General features: G+C 66.7%; 20 protein-coding genes and 1 pseudogene. 14 read left to right on the top strand and 7 right to left on the bottom strand.

Annotated features, from left to right (window positions below; all coding sequences use genetic code 11):
• Window positions 1-257: 257 nt before the first annotated feature.
• Window positions 258-968, bottom strand: a complete 711-nt coding sequence (locus tag G6N13_RS02095) for a TIGR03089 family protein (protein WP_163694605.1) — start codon at window positions 966-968, stop codon at window positions 258-260.
• On the bottom strand, window positions 968-2,464 hold the full coding sequence (locus tag G6N13_RS02090) for an LCP family protein (RefSeq protein WP_163694604.1): 1,497 nt from the start codon (window positions 2,462-2,464) through the stop codon (window positions 968-970). The genes G6N13_RS02095 and G6N13_RS02090 overlap by 1 nt, the downstream gene beginning before the upstream one ends.
• Window positions 2,465-2,531: 67 nt before the next feature.
• Here G6N13_RS02090 and G6N13_RS02085 point away from each other — a divergent pair, with 67 nt between their 5' ends.
• The 3 genes from G6N13_RS02085 to manB are packed head-to-tail and all read left to right on the top strand — an operon-like array spanning window position 2,532 to window position 4,967.
• The gene (locus tag G6N13_RS02085; RefSeq protein WP_179965060.1) at window positions 2,532-2,999 is read left to right on the top strand and encodes a sugar nucleotide-binding protein; all 468 of its coding nucleotides are present in this window, start codon (window positions 2,532-2,534) and stop codon (window positions 2,997-2,999) included.
• Window positions 2,996-3,880: a glycosyltransferase family 2 protein gene (locus G6N13_RS02080; RefSeq protein ID WP_235677902.1), complete on the top strand. Its 885-nt coding sequence runs from the start codon at window positions 2,996-2,998 to the stop codon at window positions 3,878-3,880. The genes G6N13_RS02085 and G6N13_RS02080 overlap by 4 nt, the downstream gene beginning before the upstream one ends.
• A gap of 10 nt (window positions 3,881-3,890) precedes the next feature.
• Window positions 3,891-4,967: a mannose-1-phosphate guanylyltransferase ManB gene (manB, locus tag G6N13_RS02075; RefSeq protein WP_163701558.1), complete on the top strand. Its 1,077-nt coding sequence runs from the start codon at window positions 3,891-3,893 to the stop codon at window positions 4,965-4,967.
• Here manB and G6N13_RS02070 read toward each other — a convergent pair.
• The 3 genes from G6N13_RS02070 to cofD are packed head-to-tail and all read right to left on the bottom strand — an operon-like array spanning window position 4,949 to window position 7,877.
• Window positions 4,949-5,509 carry an NUDIX hydrolase gene (locus G6N13_RS02070; RefSeq protein ID WP_163694603.1) on the bottom strand — a complete coding sequence of 187 codons (561 nt, stop codon included), beginning with the start codon at window positions 5,507-5,509 and terminating at the stop codon, window positions 4,949-4,951. The genes manB and G6N13_RS02070 overlap by 19 nt on opposite strands.
• On the bottom strand, window positions 5,506-6,855 hold the full coding sequence (locus G6N13_RS02065; RefSeq protein ID WP_163694602.1) for a coenzyme F420-0:L-glutamate ligase: 1,350 nt from the start codon (window positions 6,853-6,855) through the stop codon (window positions 5,506-5,508). The genes G6N13_RS02070 and G6N13_RS02065 overlap by 4 nt, the downstream gene beginning before the upstream one ends.
• 20 nt (window positions 6,856-6,875) lie before the next feature.
• Window positions 6,876-7,877, bottom strand: a complete 1,002-nt coding sequence (cofD, locus tag G6N13_RS02060) for a 2-phospho-L-lactate transferase (RefSeq protein ID WP_163694601.1) — start codon at window positions 7,875-7,877, stop codon at window positions 6,876-6,878.
• A gap of 372 nt (window positions 7,878-8,249) precedes the next feature.
• Here cofD and G6N13_RS02055 point away from each other — a divergent pair, with 372 nt between their 5' ends.
• Window positions 8,250-8,537: a WhiB family transcriptional regulator gene (locus G6N13_RS02055; protein ID WP_407663899.1), complete on the top strand. Its 288-nt coding sequence runs from the start codon at window positions 8,250-8,252 to the stop codon at window positions 8,535-8,537.
• Between the two features lie 16 nt (window positions 8,538-8,553).
• Here the strand turns inward: G6N13_RS02055 and G6N13_RS02050 are convergent, their stop codons facing one another.
• Window positions 8,554-8,976, bottom strand: coding sequence for a metallopeptidase family protein (locus G6N13_RS02050; RefSeq protein WP_163701555.1), 423 nt, complete (start codon window positions 8,974-8,976; stop codon window positions 8,554-8,556).
• Between the two features lie 162 nt (window positions 8,977-9,138).
• Here G6N13_RS02050 and G6N13_RS02045 point away from each other — a divergent pair, with 162 nt between their 5' ends.
• The 5 genes from G6N13_RS02045 to G6N13_RS02025 all read left to right on the top strand — a co-directional run bounded on the left by G6N13_RS02045 (window position 9,139) and on the right by G6N13_RS02025 (window position 14,276).
• Window positions 9,139-9,567: a DUF3499 domain-containing protein gene (locus G6N13_RS02045; RefSeq protein WP_197746820.1), complete on the top strand. Its 429-nt coding sequence runs from the start codon at window positions 9,139-9,141 to the stop codon at window positions 9,565-9,567.
• 77 nt (window positions 9,568-9,644) lie between these two features.
• The gene (locus tag G6N13_RS02040; protein WP_163694598.1) at window positions 9,645-11,033 is read left to right on the top strand and encodes a phosphomannomutase/phosphoglucomutase; all 1,389 of its coding nucleotides are present in this window, start codon (window positions 9,645-9,647) and stop codon (window positions 11,031-11,033) included.
• 5 nt (window positions 11,034-11,038) lie between these two features.
• Window positions 11,039-12,106: a TobH protein gene (locus G6N13_RS02035; RefSeq protein ID WP_163694597.1), complete on the top strand. Its 1,068-nt coding sequence runs from the start codon at window positions 11,039-11,041 to the stop codon at window positions 12,104-12,106.
• A 7-nt stretch (window positions 12,107-12,113) separates the two neighbouring features.
• The gene (manA, locus tag G6N13_RS02030) at window positions 12,114-13,340 is read left to right on the top strand and encodes a mannose-6-phosphate isomerase, class I (protein WP_163694596.1); all 1,227 of its coding nucleotides are present in this window, start codon (window positions 12,114-12,116) and stop codon (window positions 13,338-13,340) included.
• A gap of 15 nt (window positions 13,341-13,355) precedes the next feature.
• Complete coding sequence (locus G6N13_RS02025; RefSeq protein ID WP_163694595.1) at window positions 13,356-14,276, top strand: cation diffusion facilitator family transporter; 921 nt, start codon at window positions 13,356-13,358, stop codon at window positions 14,274-14,276.
• A 4-nt stretch (window positions 14,277-14,280) separates the two neighbouring features.
• Here G6N13_RS02025 and G6N13_RS24750 read toward each other — a convergent pair.
• Window positions 14,281-14,837, bottom strand: a pseudogene (locus G6N13_RS24750) (hypothetical protein); the annotation flags it as partial.
• Window positions 14,838-14,928: 91 nt separating this feature from the next.
• On the opposite strand from G6N13_RS24750, the gene G6N13_RS02015 reads away from it, so the two are divergent.
• From G6N13_RS02015 to G6N13_RS01995, 5 genes are all read left to right on the top strand, one after another.
• On the top strand, window positions 14,929-16,407 hold the full coding sequence (locus G6N13_RS02015; protein WP_163701552.1) for an amino acid permease: 1,479 nt from the start codon (window positions 14,929-14,931) through the stop codon (window positions 16,405-16,407).
• A 162-nt stretch (window positions 16,408-16,569) separates the two neighbouring features.
• Entirely contained in the window at window positions 16,570-17,730 is a 1,161-nt protein-coding gene (locus G6N13_RS02010; RefSeq protein WP_235678018.1) for an alkane 1-monooxygenase, read from the top strand.
• Window positions 17,727-17,900, top strand: coding sequence for a rubredoxin (locus G6N13_RS02005; protein ID WP_163694593.1), 174 nt, complete (start codon window positions 17,727-17,729; stop codon window positions 17,898-17,900). The genes G6N13_RS02010 and G6N13_RS02005 overlap by 4 nt, the downstream gene beginning before the upstream one ends.
• A complete protein-coding gene (locus G6N13_RS02000; protein WP_163694592.1) occupies window positions 17,897-18,079 on the top strand; it encodes a rubredoxin in 183 nt (60 codons plus the stop codon). The genes G6N13_RS02005 and G6N13_RS02000 overlap by 4 nt, the downstream gene beginning before the upstream one ends.
• 86 nt (window positions 18,080-18,165) lie before the next feature.
• The gene (locus G6N13_RS01995; protein ID WP_235678017.1) at window positions 18,166-18,708 is read left to right on the top strand and encodes a TetR family transcriptional regulator; all 543 of its coding nucleotides are present in this window, start codon (window positions 18,166-18,168) and stop codon (window positions 18,706-18,708) included.

Genomic DNA, 18,708 nt, shown 5'->3' with positions numbered 1-18,708 from the left:
AACCGCGCGGTGCGTCGGTCACGCCTTGCTCGCGCCGCAACTGAACCGCGAGCTCGGTCTGCTGGTCGAGGATGAATTCCAGCGGAGTGGAGTAGGAACCGCGTTGTGCGACAGACTGGTTGCCAGATTGCCACGCGGCGCTACGTTGATCGCTGAGGCGCTGTTCGATAACCGTCGTGCGTTGAATCAGTCATCCCGATGCGGGCCGGTGCGCCTGACGCACTACCTGGGTGAGGTGAGCGCCGTGGTCAACGTGCTCAACTCAGGTCGCGGGTGACCCTTTCAGTGACCCTGCGCCGCTCCAGCGCGCCCGCGTCGGGATTGGCCACCTGAACCAACGACGCGCCCACGGCGAAGACCGCCAACAGGTTCGCCACAACCTCGTCGGGGGTGGTCCACGGCGACGACGACATCACCCGGTCACCTGCGGCCAACCCCGATGCGGTCGCAGATGCGACAGCGGACGCCAGCACATCGTCAGCTGACCGGCCGGCCAGTGCCGGCCCGGGGGTGGGCTCGGTGATGAACTGATCGCCGTGCACCCGTACCGCGGTCGCGTAATCGGTGACGCCGATCGGAAGATCGGGCACGGGCTTGCCAAACGGGTCCAGTGACAGCACCGCGACCTCACCGCCGGTCACCGCCTCGTCGGCCTCGTTCAAGCGCTCGGATGTGCACAAAGCGATGTCGGCAGAACCTGACAACGCGACCTCGGCTCCGATCCACCACACGCCCAACAGCACCGCCGCCGTCTGCCAGTGCGGGGGTAGCAGCACCGCGACCCGGCTGCCCGGACCGGCGCAGAGTTCATCGCGTAACAGGTTGGCGGTCTTGGCCGCCCAGTTGGCCAGCGTCACCGTCGACAGCTCGATGCGTTCACCGGTGGCATCGTCGTAGTAGGTGATCCGCGGGCCCATCGGGTCGGCCCTCAGCAGCGGATTGAGCACCGCCGCAGTCAGATTGGCCATCAGTTGACGCACTTGGGGTCATCAGACCCCGCGGTGATGATGGGCGACGGCGGAGGAGCCGTGCCGTCACCGGCTTGGCCGGCGGCCTGGCTGACCGCCGCCGATGTCGGCAGCGATCCCTCCAGGCCCGAACCAGGCCCGGTGTAGTCACTGGACAACACCACTCGCACGGTGCCCGCCGGAATGCCCTCTTGTGCCACCACGGGGAGACCGCCGAGCGCCTTGGCGATGGCCTGGGCGCCGACATCGTCATCCTTGGCGGCCTGCACCTGGCTGCGGATCACGTGATCTTTGTCGTTGTTACTGGTATTACCCGCGTCGAAACCCTTGGTGCTCAGCGCTTCTGACACCGCAGCGGCCAGGCCGTTGATATCGGTGTCGTTGATCACGTCGACCTTGGTCTGTTCCGGCGAATACGCGATCTTCTCGGTCCTGCCCTCGGCCTGGTCGTGCAGCAGGCTGGCCACCCACTCCTGTACCTGGGGCGGATCGACCCGGACCACGGATTGCATACCGTCGTCACTCCAGCCCGCCTCGTCGAGCACCGGGATGGTCGCGAACGCCACGTTGCCGCCGGCGAGGTTCTCGAGCTGCTTGATGAAATCCATGATGTCCCAGCCCGATGAGAGCACTACCGAGCGCTGGATGGCGTCCTGCAGCTTGCTCAGGGTCGACGGACTGGTCAACGTCTTTCCGGAAATCACTTGGTGGGCCAGGGAAGCCATTACCACCTGCTGGCGCACCACCCGGTCGAGGTCGCCGCGCGGCAGGTCGTGACGCTGCCGGACGAAGCTCAATGCTTGGGTGCCGTTGAGTTTCTGCCAGCCGGCCGGAAAGTCGGCGCCGGAAAGTGGTTCGTAGACGGCATCTTTCAGGCAGACATCGACGCCGCCTAGTGCATCCGTAATTAGTGAGAAGCCGAGCAGACCGATCTCGGCGTAATGGTCGACCGTGACACCTGTCAGGTCGGCGACGGTTTTGATCAGCGCCTCGCGACCGGCCTCGACGGCTTTGGGCTCGGCCTCGGCCGGGTCCACGCCCTGCTGCTCGACCAGCTGCTTCATCTTGTCCAGCTTCACCTGGCCGTAGACGCCGTTGATCTTCGTCTTATCCAGCCCCGGGGCCTTGACGTAGGAGTCGCGCGGAATCGAGATCGCCGTCGCCGACTTCCCGTTGTTGGGGATCCGCACCAGGATGATCGTGTCGGTGTTCGTCGACACATCGTCGCCGGCGTGCAGAGCCGCCAGCTCGTCCTCGGACAGCGGGTTGCCGTGCGCGTCAGTGCGGCTGTCCATACCGACCAACAGGATGTCGATGGCACCGTCCTGCCCACCGCCGCCGAGCGCCGCGGTGCTCATGTGGAAGATGCCGTTTTCGAACGAGCGGATCTTGCCCCACGCGACACCGGTGCCGATCATCACCGCTACCGCGATCAACGCGAGCACGGTACGCGCCACCCGCCGGGCGCCCGTGGGTGCTTCGGTGTCAGCAAGCATCCGCCCAGGCTACTGGCGAGATGGGCGCAAGCCGGGTAGCGCAAACCGGCGTGCCAGACTCGTGATCGTGGCGGCAAGGATCGTGATCACGGGTGCCGGCGGGCAGGTTGGGCGGTTTCTCGCAGGTGAGGGGGCCCGTCGGGGCCGTGTGGTCAGCACGCTGACGCATCAGCAATGCGACATTGTCGACCCTGTCGCCGCTGAGCGGTTCATCGCCGAAGACGACCTGGTGGTCAACTGCGCTGCGATCGCCAACGTCGAGCCCGTCAAAGGTCAACGCCACCCATACGAGGTGGGCGACGCGGTCGACGACCAGGCCCGCGCGGTATTCGAAGAACTCGGTGCCGACCCGAACCGGGTCCGGCCGGTCAGCGTCGCGCACACGGGCCGCCGGGCACCCCGACCGGCGTATTCGGCACTGTCGACGGTGTTGTCGGTACAGGCCGGGCTGAGCCCAATGCGGCCGTGGCGCGCGGCGTTGGCCGAGGCGCTGGCTCAGCCTGTCGGCGGCGGACAGTTACCCTCTACGCCGTGACGCCGAGCCGCCCCTTGACCGTGGTGACGGTGACGTACTCCCCGGGCCCACATCTGGATCGCTTTCTGTCGTCGTTGACGGTGGCCACCGATCGTCCGGTGACGGTGGTGCTGGCCGACAACGGATCCACCGACGGAGCGCCCGAGGAGGCCGTCGAGCGTTATCCCGGCACCCAGCTGCTGCGCACCGGCGGGAATCTCGGCTACGGGAGTGCCGTCAACCGAGGCGTCGCCACAGCGCCGGCCGATGACGAGTTCGTGATCGTGGCTAATCCGGATGTGGTGTGGGGGCCCAACAGCATCGACGAACTGCTGGCTGCCGCGGAGCGTTGGCCGCGCGCCGGGACCCTGGGGCCGCTGATCCGCGACCCAGACGGGTCGGTGTACCCGTCGGCACGCCACCTGCCCAGCCTGGTGCGTGGCGGCATGCACGCCGTCGTCGGCTTCGTGTGGAAGAAGAACCCGTGGACGCGGGCCTACCGGCAGGAATACCTGGAGCCCACCGAGCGGCCCGTCGGGTGGTTGTCGGGGGCCTGCCTGCTGATCCGCCGGGCGGCATTCGATCAGGTCAGCGGGTTCGACGAGCGCTACTTCATGTACATGGAAGACGTCGACCTCGGTGACCGAGTTGGCAAGGCGGGCTGGCTCAACGTCTATGTGCCCGCGGCGGAGATCCTGCACGACAAGGGCCACTCGACCGGGCGCGATCCGGCCAGCAACCTGCGCGCGCATCACGAAAGCACCTACATTTATCTATCCGATCGCCATTTTGGCTGGTGGCGTGCACCCCTTCGATGGACGATGAAGGGCGCGCTGAAGGTACGGTCACGCGCGGCGGTACGTAAGTCCCAGCGGGAGCTGGCGGGAAACTGGGGGGCCTGAGTTGAGTGAAATCGATCCGTCGAAGGTCGATGCGGTGGTGCTCGTCGGTGGGAAGGGCACCCGGCTGCGCCCGTTGACCCTGTCGGCCGCCAAGCCGATGCTGCCGACCGCGGGCCTGCCGTTCCTGACCCACTTGCTCTCGCGGATCGCCGCCGCCGGCATCGAGCACGTCATCCTCGGCACATCCTTCAAGGCCGCCACGTTCGAATCCGAGTTCGGCGATGGTTCCAAGCTCGGCCTGCAGATCGAATACGTCGTCGAGGAGCGCCCGCTGGGCACTGGCGGCGGAATCGCCAATGTCGTGCCGAAACTGCGCAACGACACGGTGATGGTCTTCAACGGTGACGTGCTGTCCGGGATGGAGCTGGGGCATATGCTGACCAGCCACCACGAGTCGCAGGCGGACCTGACGCTGCACCTCGTGCGGGTCAGTGATCCGCGGGCGTTCGGCTGCGTGCCCACGGACGCCGATGGCCGGGTACAGGCCTTTCTGGAAAAGACCGAGGACCCGCCGTCCGACCAGATCAACGCCGGCACCTATATCTTCAAACGGGAGATCCTCGATCGGATCCCGCGTGACCGTGAGGTCTCGGTGGAGCGCGAGGTGTTTCCGGCGCTGCTCGCCGACGGGGTGAAGGTGTGTGGCTACGTCGACTCCAGCTATTGGCGTGACATGGGCACCCCGGAGGATTTCGTCCGCGGCTCGGCAGACCTGGTCCGCGGACTGGCACCCTCGCCCGCGCTCGGCGGCCGACGCGGGGAGAGCCTGGTGCACGACGGCGCATCGGTGGCGGCAGGGGCGGTGTTGGTCGGCGGGACGGTGGTCGGCCGGGGTGCCGAGATCGGGCCGGGGGTCCGACTGGACGGCGCGGTCGTTTTCGACGGGGCGTCCATCGAGGCGGGTTCGGTGGTGGAGCGCTCGATCATCGGTGCAGGCGCCCGGATAGGGCCGCGGGCGCTGTTGCGCGACGCCATCATTGGCGACGGTGCCAACGTCGGCGCCCGGTGCGAGCTGCTGCGCGGTGCGCGGGTGTGGCCCGGGGTCGTCATCCCCGACTGCGGTATCCGCTACTCGTCGGATATCTGACGCGAGCAGGCCACCTCGACCAGGTGGGCCACCGCGGCGTCGATACCGTCGGGCAGCGCGTCGACCGGCCACCATCGCAGGTCCAATGACTCGTCGCTGATCGCGATGACGGCGTCGGCCGGAGCCCGCGCGATGAACTGCAGATCCAGATGGCGGGTCGGCACCCCGAGTGAGCAGGTCAGCGCGTGCACGTGAATGGCGCCCAGCGCGGCATCGATACTCAGGCCCTCGATCCCGGATTCCTCGGCTGCCTCCCGCATTGCCGCGGCGACGATGTCCGTGTCCGCCGGCTCGCAGTGCCCACCGAGTTGCACCCAGCGACCCAATCGCGGATGCAGGGTCAACAGAACGTGATCGCCCGAGTCGGAGACCACCAGTGCCGAGGCAGTGATATGGCCCGGGACGCAGGCTCGTTCGCAGGAATCGGTGCGCGCCAACAGAAATCCCAGCACGGCTTGGCGCAAAGCGTCCTGGCCGTCGTCGGGGGCGTCCCATTCCGTCAGCAGCTCGATCGCGGAATCCCGCACACCCGAGTAGGTCACCGCCGCACCAGCAGATCGCCGACCGGCGCCGGATCACGGGGTCCGGACGGGTCGACGGGATAGCCGATCGCGATCGCGCCCAGGGGCTCCCAATCCGTCGGCAGATCAAGGGTTTCGCGGACCAGCTCGGCGGCGAAGATGGTCGAGCCGATCCAGCAGCTACCCACCTCGCGGACTGCCAGCGCGACGAGCAGCGCCTGCACCGCCGCACCGACCGCGACGGTGAACATCGTGTGCTCGGCCTCCGCGCGGGCCGCGTCCGGGTAGCTGTGCGCGCCCTCGGGCACCAGGAACGGGATCACGACCTCCGGTGCGTCATAGAGAATCTGCCCACGCCCGATGCGCCGCTCCACCGCATCGGCCGGTGTACCGTCGGACGTCAGATCCGCGCGCCAGGCGTCTTTCATGGCGTCCAGCAGTGCGACGCGACGGTCGCGATCGGCCAGCCAGACGAACCGCACCGGGCGGGTGTGATGCGGTGCGGGCGCGGTGAGTGCCTCGGCGACCGCCTCCTCGATGAGCTTGTGGTCCACGGGTTCAGCCGCGAACTGGCGCACCGATCGGCGGAGCAGTTGGGCCTGGCGCCGGCCGAGTTCGATTGATTCGGCGGTGCCCAGCCAGAACAGGTCATCCTCACCGCCGCGCAGCAGTCGCGCCGCGGTGGATCCGTCATCGGCGAGTTCGAGGCCGCGTACCACCGCGACGGGGACCGCGGTCAGCTTGCCTTTGACAAGGTCGGCGGCAGCGGCGATTTCGTCGGCGACGGCCACTTCGGTGACCACCAGTTCGTTGCCGTGCCTGTCGACGGCGCCGGCGTAGCCGTACAGCACGGGGAGTCCGGACGAGCCGATCGCGGCGTCAGTCTGCCCGTTTCGCCAGGCGCGCCCCATCGTGTCGGTGACGACTACGGCGACGTCGACCCCGAGACGTTCGCGCAGCGCCGTCCGCAATGCCAACGCACTGCCGTCGGGATCGATGGGCAGCAACGCCAATTCGGTTGCACCGACATTGGAACCGTCGACGCCGGCGGCCGCCTGGACGATGCCGTTGCGGTTCGCGGTGATCAGTGTTTTGCCCTTGCGGGCCAGCACCCGCACCGCCTCGGTGTCGATGAGCATGCGGCGCAGCGCATCCCGCTCGTCGGGATCGGCGGGCGCCGCCACGATGCGGCCCTCGCATTTGGACATCACCTTGCTGGTGACGACGACGATGTCGCCGGCGCGCAGCCAGGGGGCGGCGGTGGCGAGCGCGGCGGCCAGGTCGTGGCCGGGCCGGAATTCGGGAAGTCCGGTGACGGGCAGGATTTCGACGGGCGCCGCGCTGCCATGATCGCCGCTAGGCGGCACCGTTGGACTTGAGCCACTGGTCACAGCGTCACGCCTGCCAGTTCCAGCCCGGCGCGCACCATGTCGGCGGTCGCCGAGGGGTCGGACATCAGCAGGGGTATCGAGTTCACTGTCACGCCGGGGACTTCAGCCTGATCGCCCTCCGAGATCAACCAGTAGTCCAGGATGCCGGTGGCCGACCGCGCGCCGTAGTGCCGGGCGACGGCTTGTGACGACGTTTCCACGCCGATCACCGACAGGCATTCGTCGGCCATGCCACGCAACGGCTTTCCGCCGATGATGGGGGAGTAGCCGATGATCGGCGCCGGCGTAGACCGCAGCGCCGCACGGACGCCGGGGATAGCCAGGATCGCGCCGACGCTGACGACCGGGTTCGACGGCGCCAGCATGACAACATCGGCTTCGGTGATCGCGTCGATGACACCGGGCCCGGCGGTGGCGCTTTCGGAGCCGACGAACGCGAAGCTGTGCGTGGTCACGTGTGCCCGGTAGCGCACCCACCACTCCTGGAAGTGAATGGCTTTGCGGTCACCGGTGTCTGGATCGTCGATCACGACATGGGTTTCGCACCGGTCATCGCTGGCCGGGAGCAGGGTGGCGCCGGGAGTCCAACGACCGCAGAGGGCCTCGGTGACCTGTGACAGCGGATATCCGGCCCGCAGCATTTGACTGCGTACCAAATGAGTGGCCAAATCCCGGTCGCCCAAACCGAACCAATCTGGTTGAACTCCGTAGGCGGCCAATTCCTCTTTGGCATTCCAGGTCTCGTTGCGATGTCCCCAGCCGCGCTCGGGGTCGATACCTCCACCTAAGGTGTACATGCAGGTGTCGAGGTCGGGGCAGATGCGCACGCCGTGCATCCAGGCGTCGTCACCGATGTTGACCACGGCGGTCAGCGCGTGATCAAGATCGCCTGTGGCGGCGGATATCTGGCCGCCGAACTGGCCGAGTCCGAGTAGTCGTTGCACGCCTAACAGGAAGCGGGCACCCCCGACGCCACCAACCAGAACGGTGATCTTCACACCGATCGACACTAGGCGGTCGGGCTTGTGCGTGGCGCACGCGGTCACGATCACGTCACTCTCGGGACACGCCGGTGCATCGACTCGCCGAATTGTCCCAGGGAAATGGTATGAACTTCGGTTCAATCGCTTGCGCGAAGCATCCCAGCCGTGTCTAATCACATCAGTGTCATTTCCCGGTCGGACCTGCCGGTTTCGGTGTCCCATACCGTGATTCGACCAGGTGTTCGAATTGAGTTGGGCACACTTCATAGTGGGCGACATGCGAAAGATCTACGAAACCAGGTGAAGGAGGCGGAAATGTCCTATGAGAACGTAATCGGCGCGATGGGGTTGCCGCAGTCCATTCCCGGATCGCAGACGATGGGGCTAATGGCACGCGCTCACCTGAGTTTGGTGCCAGACGCGATCATCGATGCGATCCCGGATCCGGCCGAAGACGAAGACCAGTGGCAGGAACGTGCGCTGTGCGCGCAGACCGACCCCGAAGCGTTCTTCCCTGAGAAGGGTGGCTCCACTCGCGAAGCCAAGCGCATCTGCTTGGGCTGCGAGGTGAAGGACAAGTGCCTCGACTACGCCCTCGCTCACGATGAGCGCTTCGGCATCTGGGGCGGGCTCTCCGAGCGGGAGCGTCGTCGCCTCAAGCGCGGCATCATCTGACGCGCTCTCGCTGCGTCTAATCCTCTTCCATACTCGGGTCGATGACTGACGGCTCGACCCCGAGATAGGTGGCCACCTGTGCCACCAATATCTCGTGCAGAAGATCAGTCAGATCGATCGAGTCCTTGGCCCGTCGCTCGATCGGCTTGCGAAACAACACTATTCGGGCCCGCGTGGAGTTACCGCGAACATCGACCCCGGCCGGGATCAGTCGGGCCAGCGCGATCGGCCCGTCGGCGATCACTTCGGCCGGCCACTGCACACTGTCTGGATCCTTCGGCGCGATGCGCGGAATCTCGTCGACCGCGACGTCCAATGCGGTGAGCCGCTGTTGCCAGCGCCGTTCGATCGGCTCGTAAGCCTCCAGCACCGCCGTATCAAATCGTTCGGCCCGGCTGCGCCAGCCCGGGACCGTCGGAGGTAGCAGCGGCCCGCGCATCTCGCGGCCTCGGCGTGATCCCGGGGCACCGCCGGACCGGCCACCTCGCCGGGAGCTGCGGGAATCGGCCACGGATGTGATCGTAACGGTTGTGAATCGGCGGACTTGCGGCTGCGCGTGTCCGCCGGTCACCGGTGAATGAACCGGGATAACCTCACGAACGTGAATGCTCCCCGTCGCTGCTGCCGGCCTGGGTGCCCCCATTATGCGGTGGCGACGCTGACGTTCGTCTATTCGGATTCCACCGCCGTGGTCGGCCCGCTGGCCACCTCGCGCGAACCGCATTCGTGGGATCTGTGTGTCGGACATGCCAACCGGATCACCGCACCGATCGGCTGGGACCTGGTCCGCCACGCCGGCCCGCTGCCCGAGTATCCCGACGAGGACGACCTGGTGGCCCTTGCCGACGCGGTCCGCGAGGGCCGCGAGGGCCTGGGTGCTCGGCCGCCGATCGCTGGCTTCTCCGATCCCGGCGGCGCGGCACATGCACCGGCGACCAGTGCGCCGATGATGCCGTCGACAGCGCACCGGCCTGCCACAGCGGGCCGTCGGCGCGGGCACCTGCGGGTACTGCCGGACCCGGCCGACTGACGCGGTAGCTGCCCTTACCGGGGCGCGCAGACAGATAGGCTGGCGGCCAAGAGTCCCTCTCGGTCAGGAGATCCGCCATGTCGAGGCCCGCCGCCGCGGTCCGCAGTGTGATCAAGGCCTACGATGTGCGCGGCCTGGTCGGCAAGGAGATCGATGAGGCGTTCGTCGCCGACGTCGCTGCCGCGTTCGCCCGGCTGATCCGCTCCGAAGGAGGGGATCGGGTGACCATCGGCTACGACATGCGCGAAAGCTCGCCCGCGCTGGCCGATGCCTTCGGGGAGGGCGCGGCCGCACAAGGCCTCGACGTGGTGCGCATCGGACTGGCGTCGACCGATCAGCTGTATTTCGCATCCGGATTTCTGAGCTGTGCGGGCGCGATGTTCACCGCCAGCCACAATCCCGCCGCCTACAACGGCATCAAGCTGTGTCGTGCCGGGGCCAAACCCGTCGGCGAAGACACCGGGTTGGCGCTGATCCGCGACGAGGTGATCGCCGGCGTCCCCGGCTACGACGGTGAGCGCGGGACGGTCCACGATCAGGATGTCTTGCACGACTACGGCCAGTTCCTGCGTTCGCTGGTCGATATGGCCGAGCTGCGTTCGCTGCGGGTGGCCGTCGACGCGGGCAACGGCATGGCCGGGCACACCACGCCAGCGGTGTTGGGGCCGATCGAGGCGCTCACGGTGCTGCCGCTGTTCTTCGAGCTCGACGGCTCGTTCCCCAACCACGAAGCCAACCCGTTGGAGCCGTCAAACCTCGTCGATCTGCAGAAATTCGTGGTGGAGACCGGCGCCGATATCGGGCTCGCGTTCGACGGGGACGCCGACCGCTGCTTTGTCGTCGACGAGTTGGGCGCTCCGGTGTCGCCGTCGGCGGTCACCGCACTGGTCGCGGGCCGCGAGCTCAACCGAGAGATCGGTGCGACCGTGATCCACAACCTGATCACCTCGCGTGCAGTGCCCGAGCTGGTTATCGAGCGCGGGGGTACGCCCGTACGGTCGAGAGTTGGGCATTCCTATATCAAGGCGCTGATGGCCGATACCGGCGCGATCTTCGGCGGCGAGCATTCCGCGCACTATTACTTCCGCGATTTCTGGGGTGCCGACTCCGGCATGCTGGCCGCGCTGCACGTACTGGCCGCGCTCGGCGAACAGGATCATCCGCTGTCGGAACTAATGGCCAACTATGAGCGCTACGAAGCCTCCGGTGAAATCAATTTCCGCGTGGCAGATGCGCCGGCCAGTGTCGATTCGGTGCTGAAAACCTTTGGCGCCCAGGTTGTTGCGCTGGATCATCTGGACGGTGTGACGGTCGACCTCGGTGGAGGCGCCTGGTTCAACCTGCGCACCTCCAACACCGAACCGCTGCTGCGCCTCAACGTCGAAGCCCGCACTGGCGACGAGATCGACGAGATCGTTCGCCGGGTCTCTGAGGACATCGCCGCGCAACCGGACGGGGCGACGTGAGCGCTGTGCACGCCACTATCGATCTCGATGACACCGACGGTCTGCTGGAGGCCGACCGCGACGGACTGCTGCGGGCCGCAGCGATGGCCGGCGCGCAGGTGCGGGCTACGGCGGCTGCCGTCGAGGAAGGCGAATTGGCGACGTTGGCCAGCGGTGACCGGCCCCGGACCGTGATCTGGGTGGGCGGCCGCGGAGCCGCCGAGAGTGCTGGCGCGATGCTGGCCGTCACGCTCGGCGGGGTGGCGAGCGAGCCAATCGTGGTGGCCCCCGAATCTCCGCCGTGGATCGGCCCGCTCGACGTTCTCGTCGTCGCCGGCGACGACCCCGGCGACCCGGCATTGGTGACCTCGGCAGCGACGGCGGTCCGGCGCGGTGCCCGCGTCGTCGTCGCCGCGCCCTACGAAGGACCGCTGCGCGATGCCACCGCCGGACGTGCTGCGGTGCTGGAACCGCGGCTATGGGCGCCCGACGAATTCGGACTTGGCCGCTATCTGGCGGCCGGGCTGGCCGCATTCCAGGCCGTCGACCCGGCCCTGCAGACTGATCTTTCCGCTCTGGCCGACGAACTCGACGCCGAGGCGTTGCGCAACAGTGTGGGCCGCGAAGTGTTCACCAACCCGGCCAAGGGCCTGGCCGAGCGGATGTCCGGCCGGCAGGTGGTGCTCGCCGGTGACGGTGCGGCAACCCTGGTACTGGCTCGGCATGCCGCCGCGCTGCTGCTGCGGCTGGCCGGCAAGGCTGTCGGCGCGGCCGGGTTGTCCGACGTTCTCGTGGCGTTACGGACCGGGGTGACAACTCAATTCGGCGACTCGGTGGACGCGTTGTTCCACGACGAAGAGATCGACGGGCCGCTGTCCAGGGGGCCCAGGGTGCTGGCGCTGACGCTGGCCGCCGAACGTCCCGTGGTCGCGGCCCGGGTCAATGGATACGACGACATCGATCTGGTGGGGGTCGAAGACATCGGGGAAGCGGGTGCGGCGCCCGTTCCCAGCGGTCGCGCCGAGCAGCAGCTCGCGACGCTGGCCGTGCGATTGCAGATGGCCGCGGTTTATTTGAGATTGGTGGGGGGATAACTCCGGCGTGGAATTGCTACGAGGGGCGACACGCACCTACGCGTGGGGATCTCGGACGGCCATAGCGGAATTCACCGGACGGCCTTCACCGACGGCACATCCTGAGGCAGAGCTGTGGTTTGGCGCTCATCCGGGAGATCCGGCGTGGCTGGAGACCCCGGACGGCGAACGGTCACTGCTCGAGGCCGTGCAATCGGATCCCGACGGTCAGCTGGGGCCGGCCGTGCGGGGCCGCTTCGGCGACGTCCTGCCGTTCCTGGTGAAGATGCTGGCGGCCGAGGAGCCGCTGTCGCTGCAAGCCCATCCGAGTGCCGAACAGGCTGTCGAGGGGTATGCGCGGGAAGACCGGGTGGGCGTACCGCTCAACTCGCCGATCCGCAACTACCGGGACCGCAGCCACAAACCCGAATTACTGGTGGCACTAAGCGAATTCGATGCTCTCGGCGGGTTCCGTCCGGCTGCCCGGTCGGTTGCGTTGATGCGCGCGCTGGCGGTCTCGGATCTCGATCCGTTCATCGGTCTGCTGTCCGGCCAGCCCGACGCAGACGGCCTGCGCGCGCTGTTCACCACCTGGATCACCGCACCCCAACCCGACCTGGACGTGCTGATCCCGGCGGTGCTCGACGGCGCGGTGGCTTACGCCCGTTCCGGTGAAACGGAATTCGCTGCCGAAGCCAGGACGCTGCTGGAGCTGGGGGAGCGGTATCCCGGTGACGCCGGCGTGCTGGCCGCCATGCTGCTCAACCGGATCACGCTGGCCCCGGGCGAGGCGATCTTCATGCCGGCCGGCAACCTGCACAGCTACATCCATGGTGTGGGTATGGAGATTATGGCCAACTCCGACAACGTACTTCGCGGTGGTCTGACCCCCAAGCACGTGGACGTCCCCGAGTTGCTGAGGGTGCTGGACTTCACCCCCGCCGACGAGGCGACGCTGCGAACGCCCACCCACCGCGAGGGCATCGAACTGGTCTATGACACCCCGGCGGTCGAATTCGCCACCTGTGTGCTGGTGCTCGACGGAAACAACCTGGGCCACGAGATCGATGCGCCGTCGCGGCATGACGGTCCGCAGATCCTGGTCTGCACCGAGGGCTCGGTGGTGGTGCGTGCCAAGTCCGATGTCGTGGTGTTGGAGCGCGGGTCGGCGGCCTGGGTCGCCGCTGACGACGGCCCGATTCGGCTGGAGGCGGCTGAGCCCGCCAAGCTGTTCCGGGCTACGGTTGGCCTCTAGGCAGGAGGACAACCGATGTCGACCGAGGGCAGTACCAAGGCGATCCTGGCGGCGCTGGCCGCGAACGCGGGCATCGCAGCCGCGAAGTTCGTCGGGTACGTCATCACTGGCAGCTCATCGATGTTGGCCGAGGCGGTGCACTCGGTGGCCGACACGTCGAACCAGGGTCTGCTGCTGTTCGGCCAACGCGAGGCCCGCAAGGAGCCCGACAGCCTGCACCAGTTCGGGTATGGCCGGAGCCGGTACTTCTACTCGTTCGTCGTCGCCCTCGTGCTGTTCAGCCTTGGCGCGATCTTCGCCCTCTACGAGGGTTATCACAAGATCACCCACCCGGAGTCGCTCACCTCGCCGATCGTGGCGATCGTGATCCTGGTGGTGGCAATCGGGTTGGAGTCCTACAGCTTTCGCACCGCGATGGTGGAATCGCGCCCGCTGAAGGGCAACAGTTCGTGGTGGCAATTCATCCGCCGCTCACGCAGCCCCGAGCTGCCGGTGGTGCTGCTCGAAGACACCGGCGCGCTGATCGGCCTGGCGCTGGCGCTCACCGGCATCGGCCTGACGATCCTGACCGGCAATCCGGTCTGGGACGGTATTGGCACCGCATGTATCGGTGTGCTGCTGGGTGTGATCGCGGTGATCCTGATGGTCGAGATGCACAGCCTGCTGATCGGTGAGGGAGCCACGGCCGACGAATGCCAGGCGATTCGAACCGCACTGGAGCAGACCGTCAACGTCGACCGGGTCATTCACTTGCGCACGCAGTACCTCGGGCCGGAGGAGATGCTCGTCGGCGCCAAGATCGCTCTGGGCGCCCACACCGACCTGGCCACCGTGGCCGCCACGATCGACAACGCCGAGGCTGCCGTGCGCGCCGTAGTACCCGCCGCCCGGGTCATCTATCTCGAGCCGGATCTGGATCGCGCGCTGGCGCGATAGCCCCGGATTTCAGCAACCGGCGCAGATGACCGGCCGGCAGAACGGCCACAGTCATGCCCTGGCCGTACGTCGGATTGAGACGTGCCACCGCATCGCCCAGTGGCACGATGCCGCCCAAGGGCTCGCCGTGACGAATCGCGGTGGCCACCGAGGCGGGCAGGACCGCGTCGGCGACGGCGCACATATCGTCGAACGTCTGTGGGGTCGTGGTGTGTCCGACGGTGAACGTCGTCAACTCCCAGGGGCGGTCCTCGTGGAACAGCATGCCCAGTCCTGCGGGCTGGGTCCGCGACACCCGGCCATCATCACCTTCTCGGCGATCAGTCCGTCGGGTCGGGCGAATCCACTGATCCCGCCACGCGGGTAGCCGGGTGCCGCGGCCAGTGGCGTCCACGGCGAGATCAGCACCTCGCGCCATCGGGATGTGCACGTGGCGGTCCTGGGGGCTGCGCTGCGGTGGTCCGGAGTCGCCGGTAACGCGTCGCGGTCACAGACCGTCCCCTGGTCGTAGTGATCGGATAGCACCCGCGCGGCACACGAACCGGCGATGCTGGCACCGATGACGACCGCATGCTGGTTCGGCGGTTGGCCCTCGAGATTGCGCGTACCCGCTCAGTCGTGGGCTAACCGGGGTACAACGACAAACATGCTGATGACCTCGAAGTGGCGGACCAAGTCCGTGGAGCAATCGATCCTGGATACCGATCAGCCGGGCAGCCGGCTCCGCAAGAATCTGACCTGGTGGGATCTGACCGTTTTCGGAGTCTCGGTGGTCGTCGGCGCCGGTATCTTCACCGTCACCGCGTCCACCTTCGGCAATATCACCGGCCCGGCGATCTCGGTGTCGTTCCTCTTCGCGGCGGTGACCTGCGGCCTGGCCGCGCTGTGCTACGCCGAGTTCGCCTCGACGCTGCCGGTCGCGGGTAGTGCCTACACGTTCTCCTATGCGACGTTCGGTGAGTTCGTCGCGTGGATCATCGGTTGGGATCTGATCCTCGAGTTCGCGGTGGGCGCCGCCGTGGTGGCCAAGGGGTGGTCGAGTTACCTGGGCACCGTTTTCGGCTTCTCTGGCGGCGTCGTTGCCATCGGCCCGCTCGACTTCGACTGGGGCGCACTGATCATCATCGCGGTGGTCGCCACCCTGCTCGTGCTGGGCACGAAGCTGTCGTCGAATTTCTCCGCGGTGATCACGGCCATGAAGGTGGCAGTGGTCGCTCTCGTCGTCGTCGTCGGCGCCTTCTACGTTAAGGCGGCCAACTTCTCCCCGTTCATCCCGCCGTCGGAAACCGGCAAAAGCGGCGCGGGCACGGGTGTGAACCAGTCCGTGTTCTCGCTGCTGACCGGCGCCGAGAGCAGTCATTACGGCTGGTATGGCGTGCTGGCCGGCGCCTCGATCGTGTTCTTCGCGTTCATCGGCTTCGATGTGGTGGCCACCACGGCCGAGGAGACCAAGAACCCGCAGCGCGACGTGGCCAGGGGAATCCTTGCGTCGCTGGCCATCGTCACGGTGCTCTATGTGTCGGTCTCGATCGTGTTGTCGGGCATGGTCAACTACGCCGAACTGCGCGACAAGGCCGAGGGCGGGCATGCCAACCTGGCCACCGCGTTCGCGCTCAATGGGGTGGATTGGGCGGCGAAGGTGATCTCGGTCGGGGCGCTGGCCGGCCTGACCACCGTGGTCATGGTGCTGATTCTGGGGCTGTCTCGAGTGCTGTTCGCCATGGCCCGCGACGGTCTGCTGCCGCGCGGCCTCGCCAAAACGGGAAATCGTGGCACCCCGGTGCGGATCACCGTGCTGGTCGCGGTGCTCACTGCGATCGCGGCCACCGTTTTCCCGATCGCCAAGCTCGAGGAGATGGTGAACGTCGGCACCCTGTTCGCGTTCATCCTGGTCTCGGCCGGTGTGATCGTGCTGCGTCGCACGCGCCCCGACCTCGAACGGGGTTTCCGGGCGCCCCTGGTCCCATGGCTGCCCATCCTGTCGATCGCCGCCTGCGGCTGGCTGATGCTCAATCTCGCCGGCCTGACCTGGATCAGGTTCGGTGTTTGGATGGTGATCGGGGTGGCGTTCTACCTGCTCTACAGCCGTCGGCACTCGGTGCTCGCGCAGCGGGAGGCCGCGCACGCCTGATTTTACAAATCATTATTGTTTGTATAGACGGCCGACAAAGTCGCCTCTATAGTCAAGTCATCAACGGACTTGGAGGTAACTGTCGTGACATCTCAGCTGGACGCTCCCGCCGCGGGCGCATCGTCGGCGCACTGGCGTGACAAGAAGCGCTACCTGTGGCTGATGGGCCTGATCGCACCGACCGTGCCGTTCGCGCTGCTGCCGGTCATCTGGGGTCTGAACCAGCTCGGGTGGACTGCGGTGTCGCAGGCGTTCTTCTGGGTCGGGCCGGCCCTGATTTATGTGCTGCTGCCGTCGCTGGACCTGAAGTTCGGCCGTGACGGGCAGAACCCTCCCGACGAACTGACGGCGTACCTGGAGAACGACAAGTACTACCGGTACTGCACCTATGCGTTCATCCCGTTCCAGTTCGTCAGCATCATCGTCGGCGCTTACATGTTCACCGCGTCGAATCTGAGCTGGCTCGGCTATGAGGGCAGCCTGGGCTGGTTCGCCAAGATCGGGGTGGCGCTGTCGGTGGGCGTGCTCGGTGGCACCGGCATCAACACCGCCCACGAGATGGGGCACAAGAAGGAGTCGCTGGAGCGCTGGTTGTCGAAGATCAGTCTGGCCCAGACCTTCTACGGCCACTTCTACATCGAGCACAACCGCGGGCACCACGTTCGCGTCGCCACCCCGGAGGATCCAGCGTCGTCGCGATTCGGTGAGACCTTCTGGGAGTTCTTGCCGCGCAGCGTGTTCGGTAGCGCGCGCTCGGCGGTCACACTCGAAGCCGCGCGCATTCGCCGGCTCGGTAGGAGCCCGTGGGATCCGCGGACTTGGCTCGGCAACGACGTGCTCAACGCCTGGTTGATGTCGGTGGTCCTGTGGGGAGTGCTGATCGCGGTGTTCGGCCCGGCGCTGATTCCGTTCGTCATCATCCAGGCGGTGTTCGGGTTCTCGATGCTGGAGTCGGTGAACTACGTCGAGCACTACGGTCTGCTGCGCCAGAAGAACGAGAACGGCCGCTACGAGCGGTGCTCGCCGCAGCACAGCTGGAACTCCGATCACCTGGTGACCAACCTGTTCCTGTACCACCTGCAGCGGCACAGTGACCACCACGCCAACCCCACTCGGCGCTACCAGACATTGCGCAGCATGTCCGAAGCGCCCGAATTGCCCAGTGGCTACGCAACGTTGATCGGCGTGACCTACGTGCCGTGGCTGTGGCGGCGGATGATGGACCACCGGGTCCTCGAGCACTACGACGGTGACATCACCCGGGTGAACATCGATCCGCGCCGACGCGCGAAGATCCTGGCCCGCTACGGTGCTGCAGCATGAGTGCCTACCAGTGCCCGGTCTGTGACTACGTGTACGACGAGGCGAAAGGTGCTGCGCGGGAGGGTTTCCCGCCCGGCACCGCCTGGGCTGATGTTCCCGACGGCTGGTGCTGCCCTGACTGTGGGGTGCGCGAAAAAGTGGACTTTGACGCGATGGAGATTTCAACATGAGTGACTACAAACTGTTCGTCTGTGTGCAGTGCGGATTCGAGTACGACGAGGCCAAGGGCTGGCCGGAGGACGGCATCGCGCCGGGCACCCGGTGGGACGAGATCCCGAAGGACTGGAGCTGCCCAGATTGCGGCGCGGCAAAATCAGACTTCGAGATGGTGGAGGTTGCGAGGCCGTGACCAGGACTCTCCCGCTTGTGAAGAGGTCTCGGGTTCCCTTTCCCGAAGCTTCTCGTGCGCTGTTGCCGGAAACGGTCCTCGACGCGATGCGCGAAGAACTGCTGACCAAGGACTGGTCGGCGATCACGCTGACCGATGTCGCGCGCACCGCCGGAATCAGCCGCCAGACCATCTACAACGAGTTCGGCTCGCGGCAGGGGCTGGCACAGGGATATGCGCTGCGGCTGGCCGATCGCCTGGTAGACGCCATCGGAGACGCGATCTCCTCCAACGTCGGTGACGTCCCGGCGGCGTTCACCGAGGGATTTCGGGTGTTCTTCACCGAAACGGCCGCCGACCCGCTGGTCATCTCGTTGCTGACCGGCGTCGCCAAGCCCGACTTGCTGCAGATGATCACCACCGACAGCGCGCCGATCATCACCCGCGCGTCGACGCGGCTCACCGAGGCCTTCATGAACAGCTGGGTCAGCGCCAGCGAAGAGGACGCGGGGGTGCTGGCCCGGGCGATCGTCCGGCTGGCGTTGAGTTACGTCTCCATGCCCCCCGAGGCCGACCACGATGTGGCCCTAGACCTGGCCCGATTGATGACGCCCTTCGCCGAACGCTACGGTGTTATCGATATTCCTTAG

It is taken from the genome of Mycolicibacterium sarraceniae (genome assembly GCF_010731875.1).
Taxonomy (GTDB): domain Bacteria; phylum Actinomycetota; class Actinomycetes; order Mycobacteriales; family Mycobacteriaceae; genus Mycobacterium; species Mycobacterium sarraceniae.
This window is presented reverse-complemented; position numbering and strand designations above follow the sequence as displayed.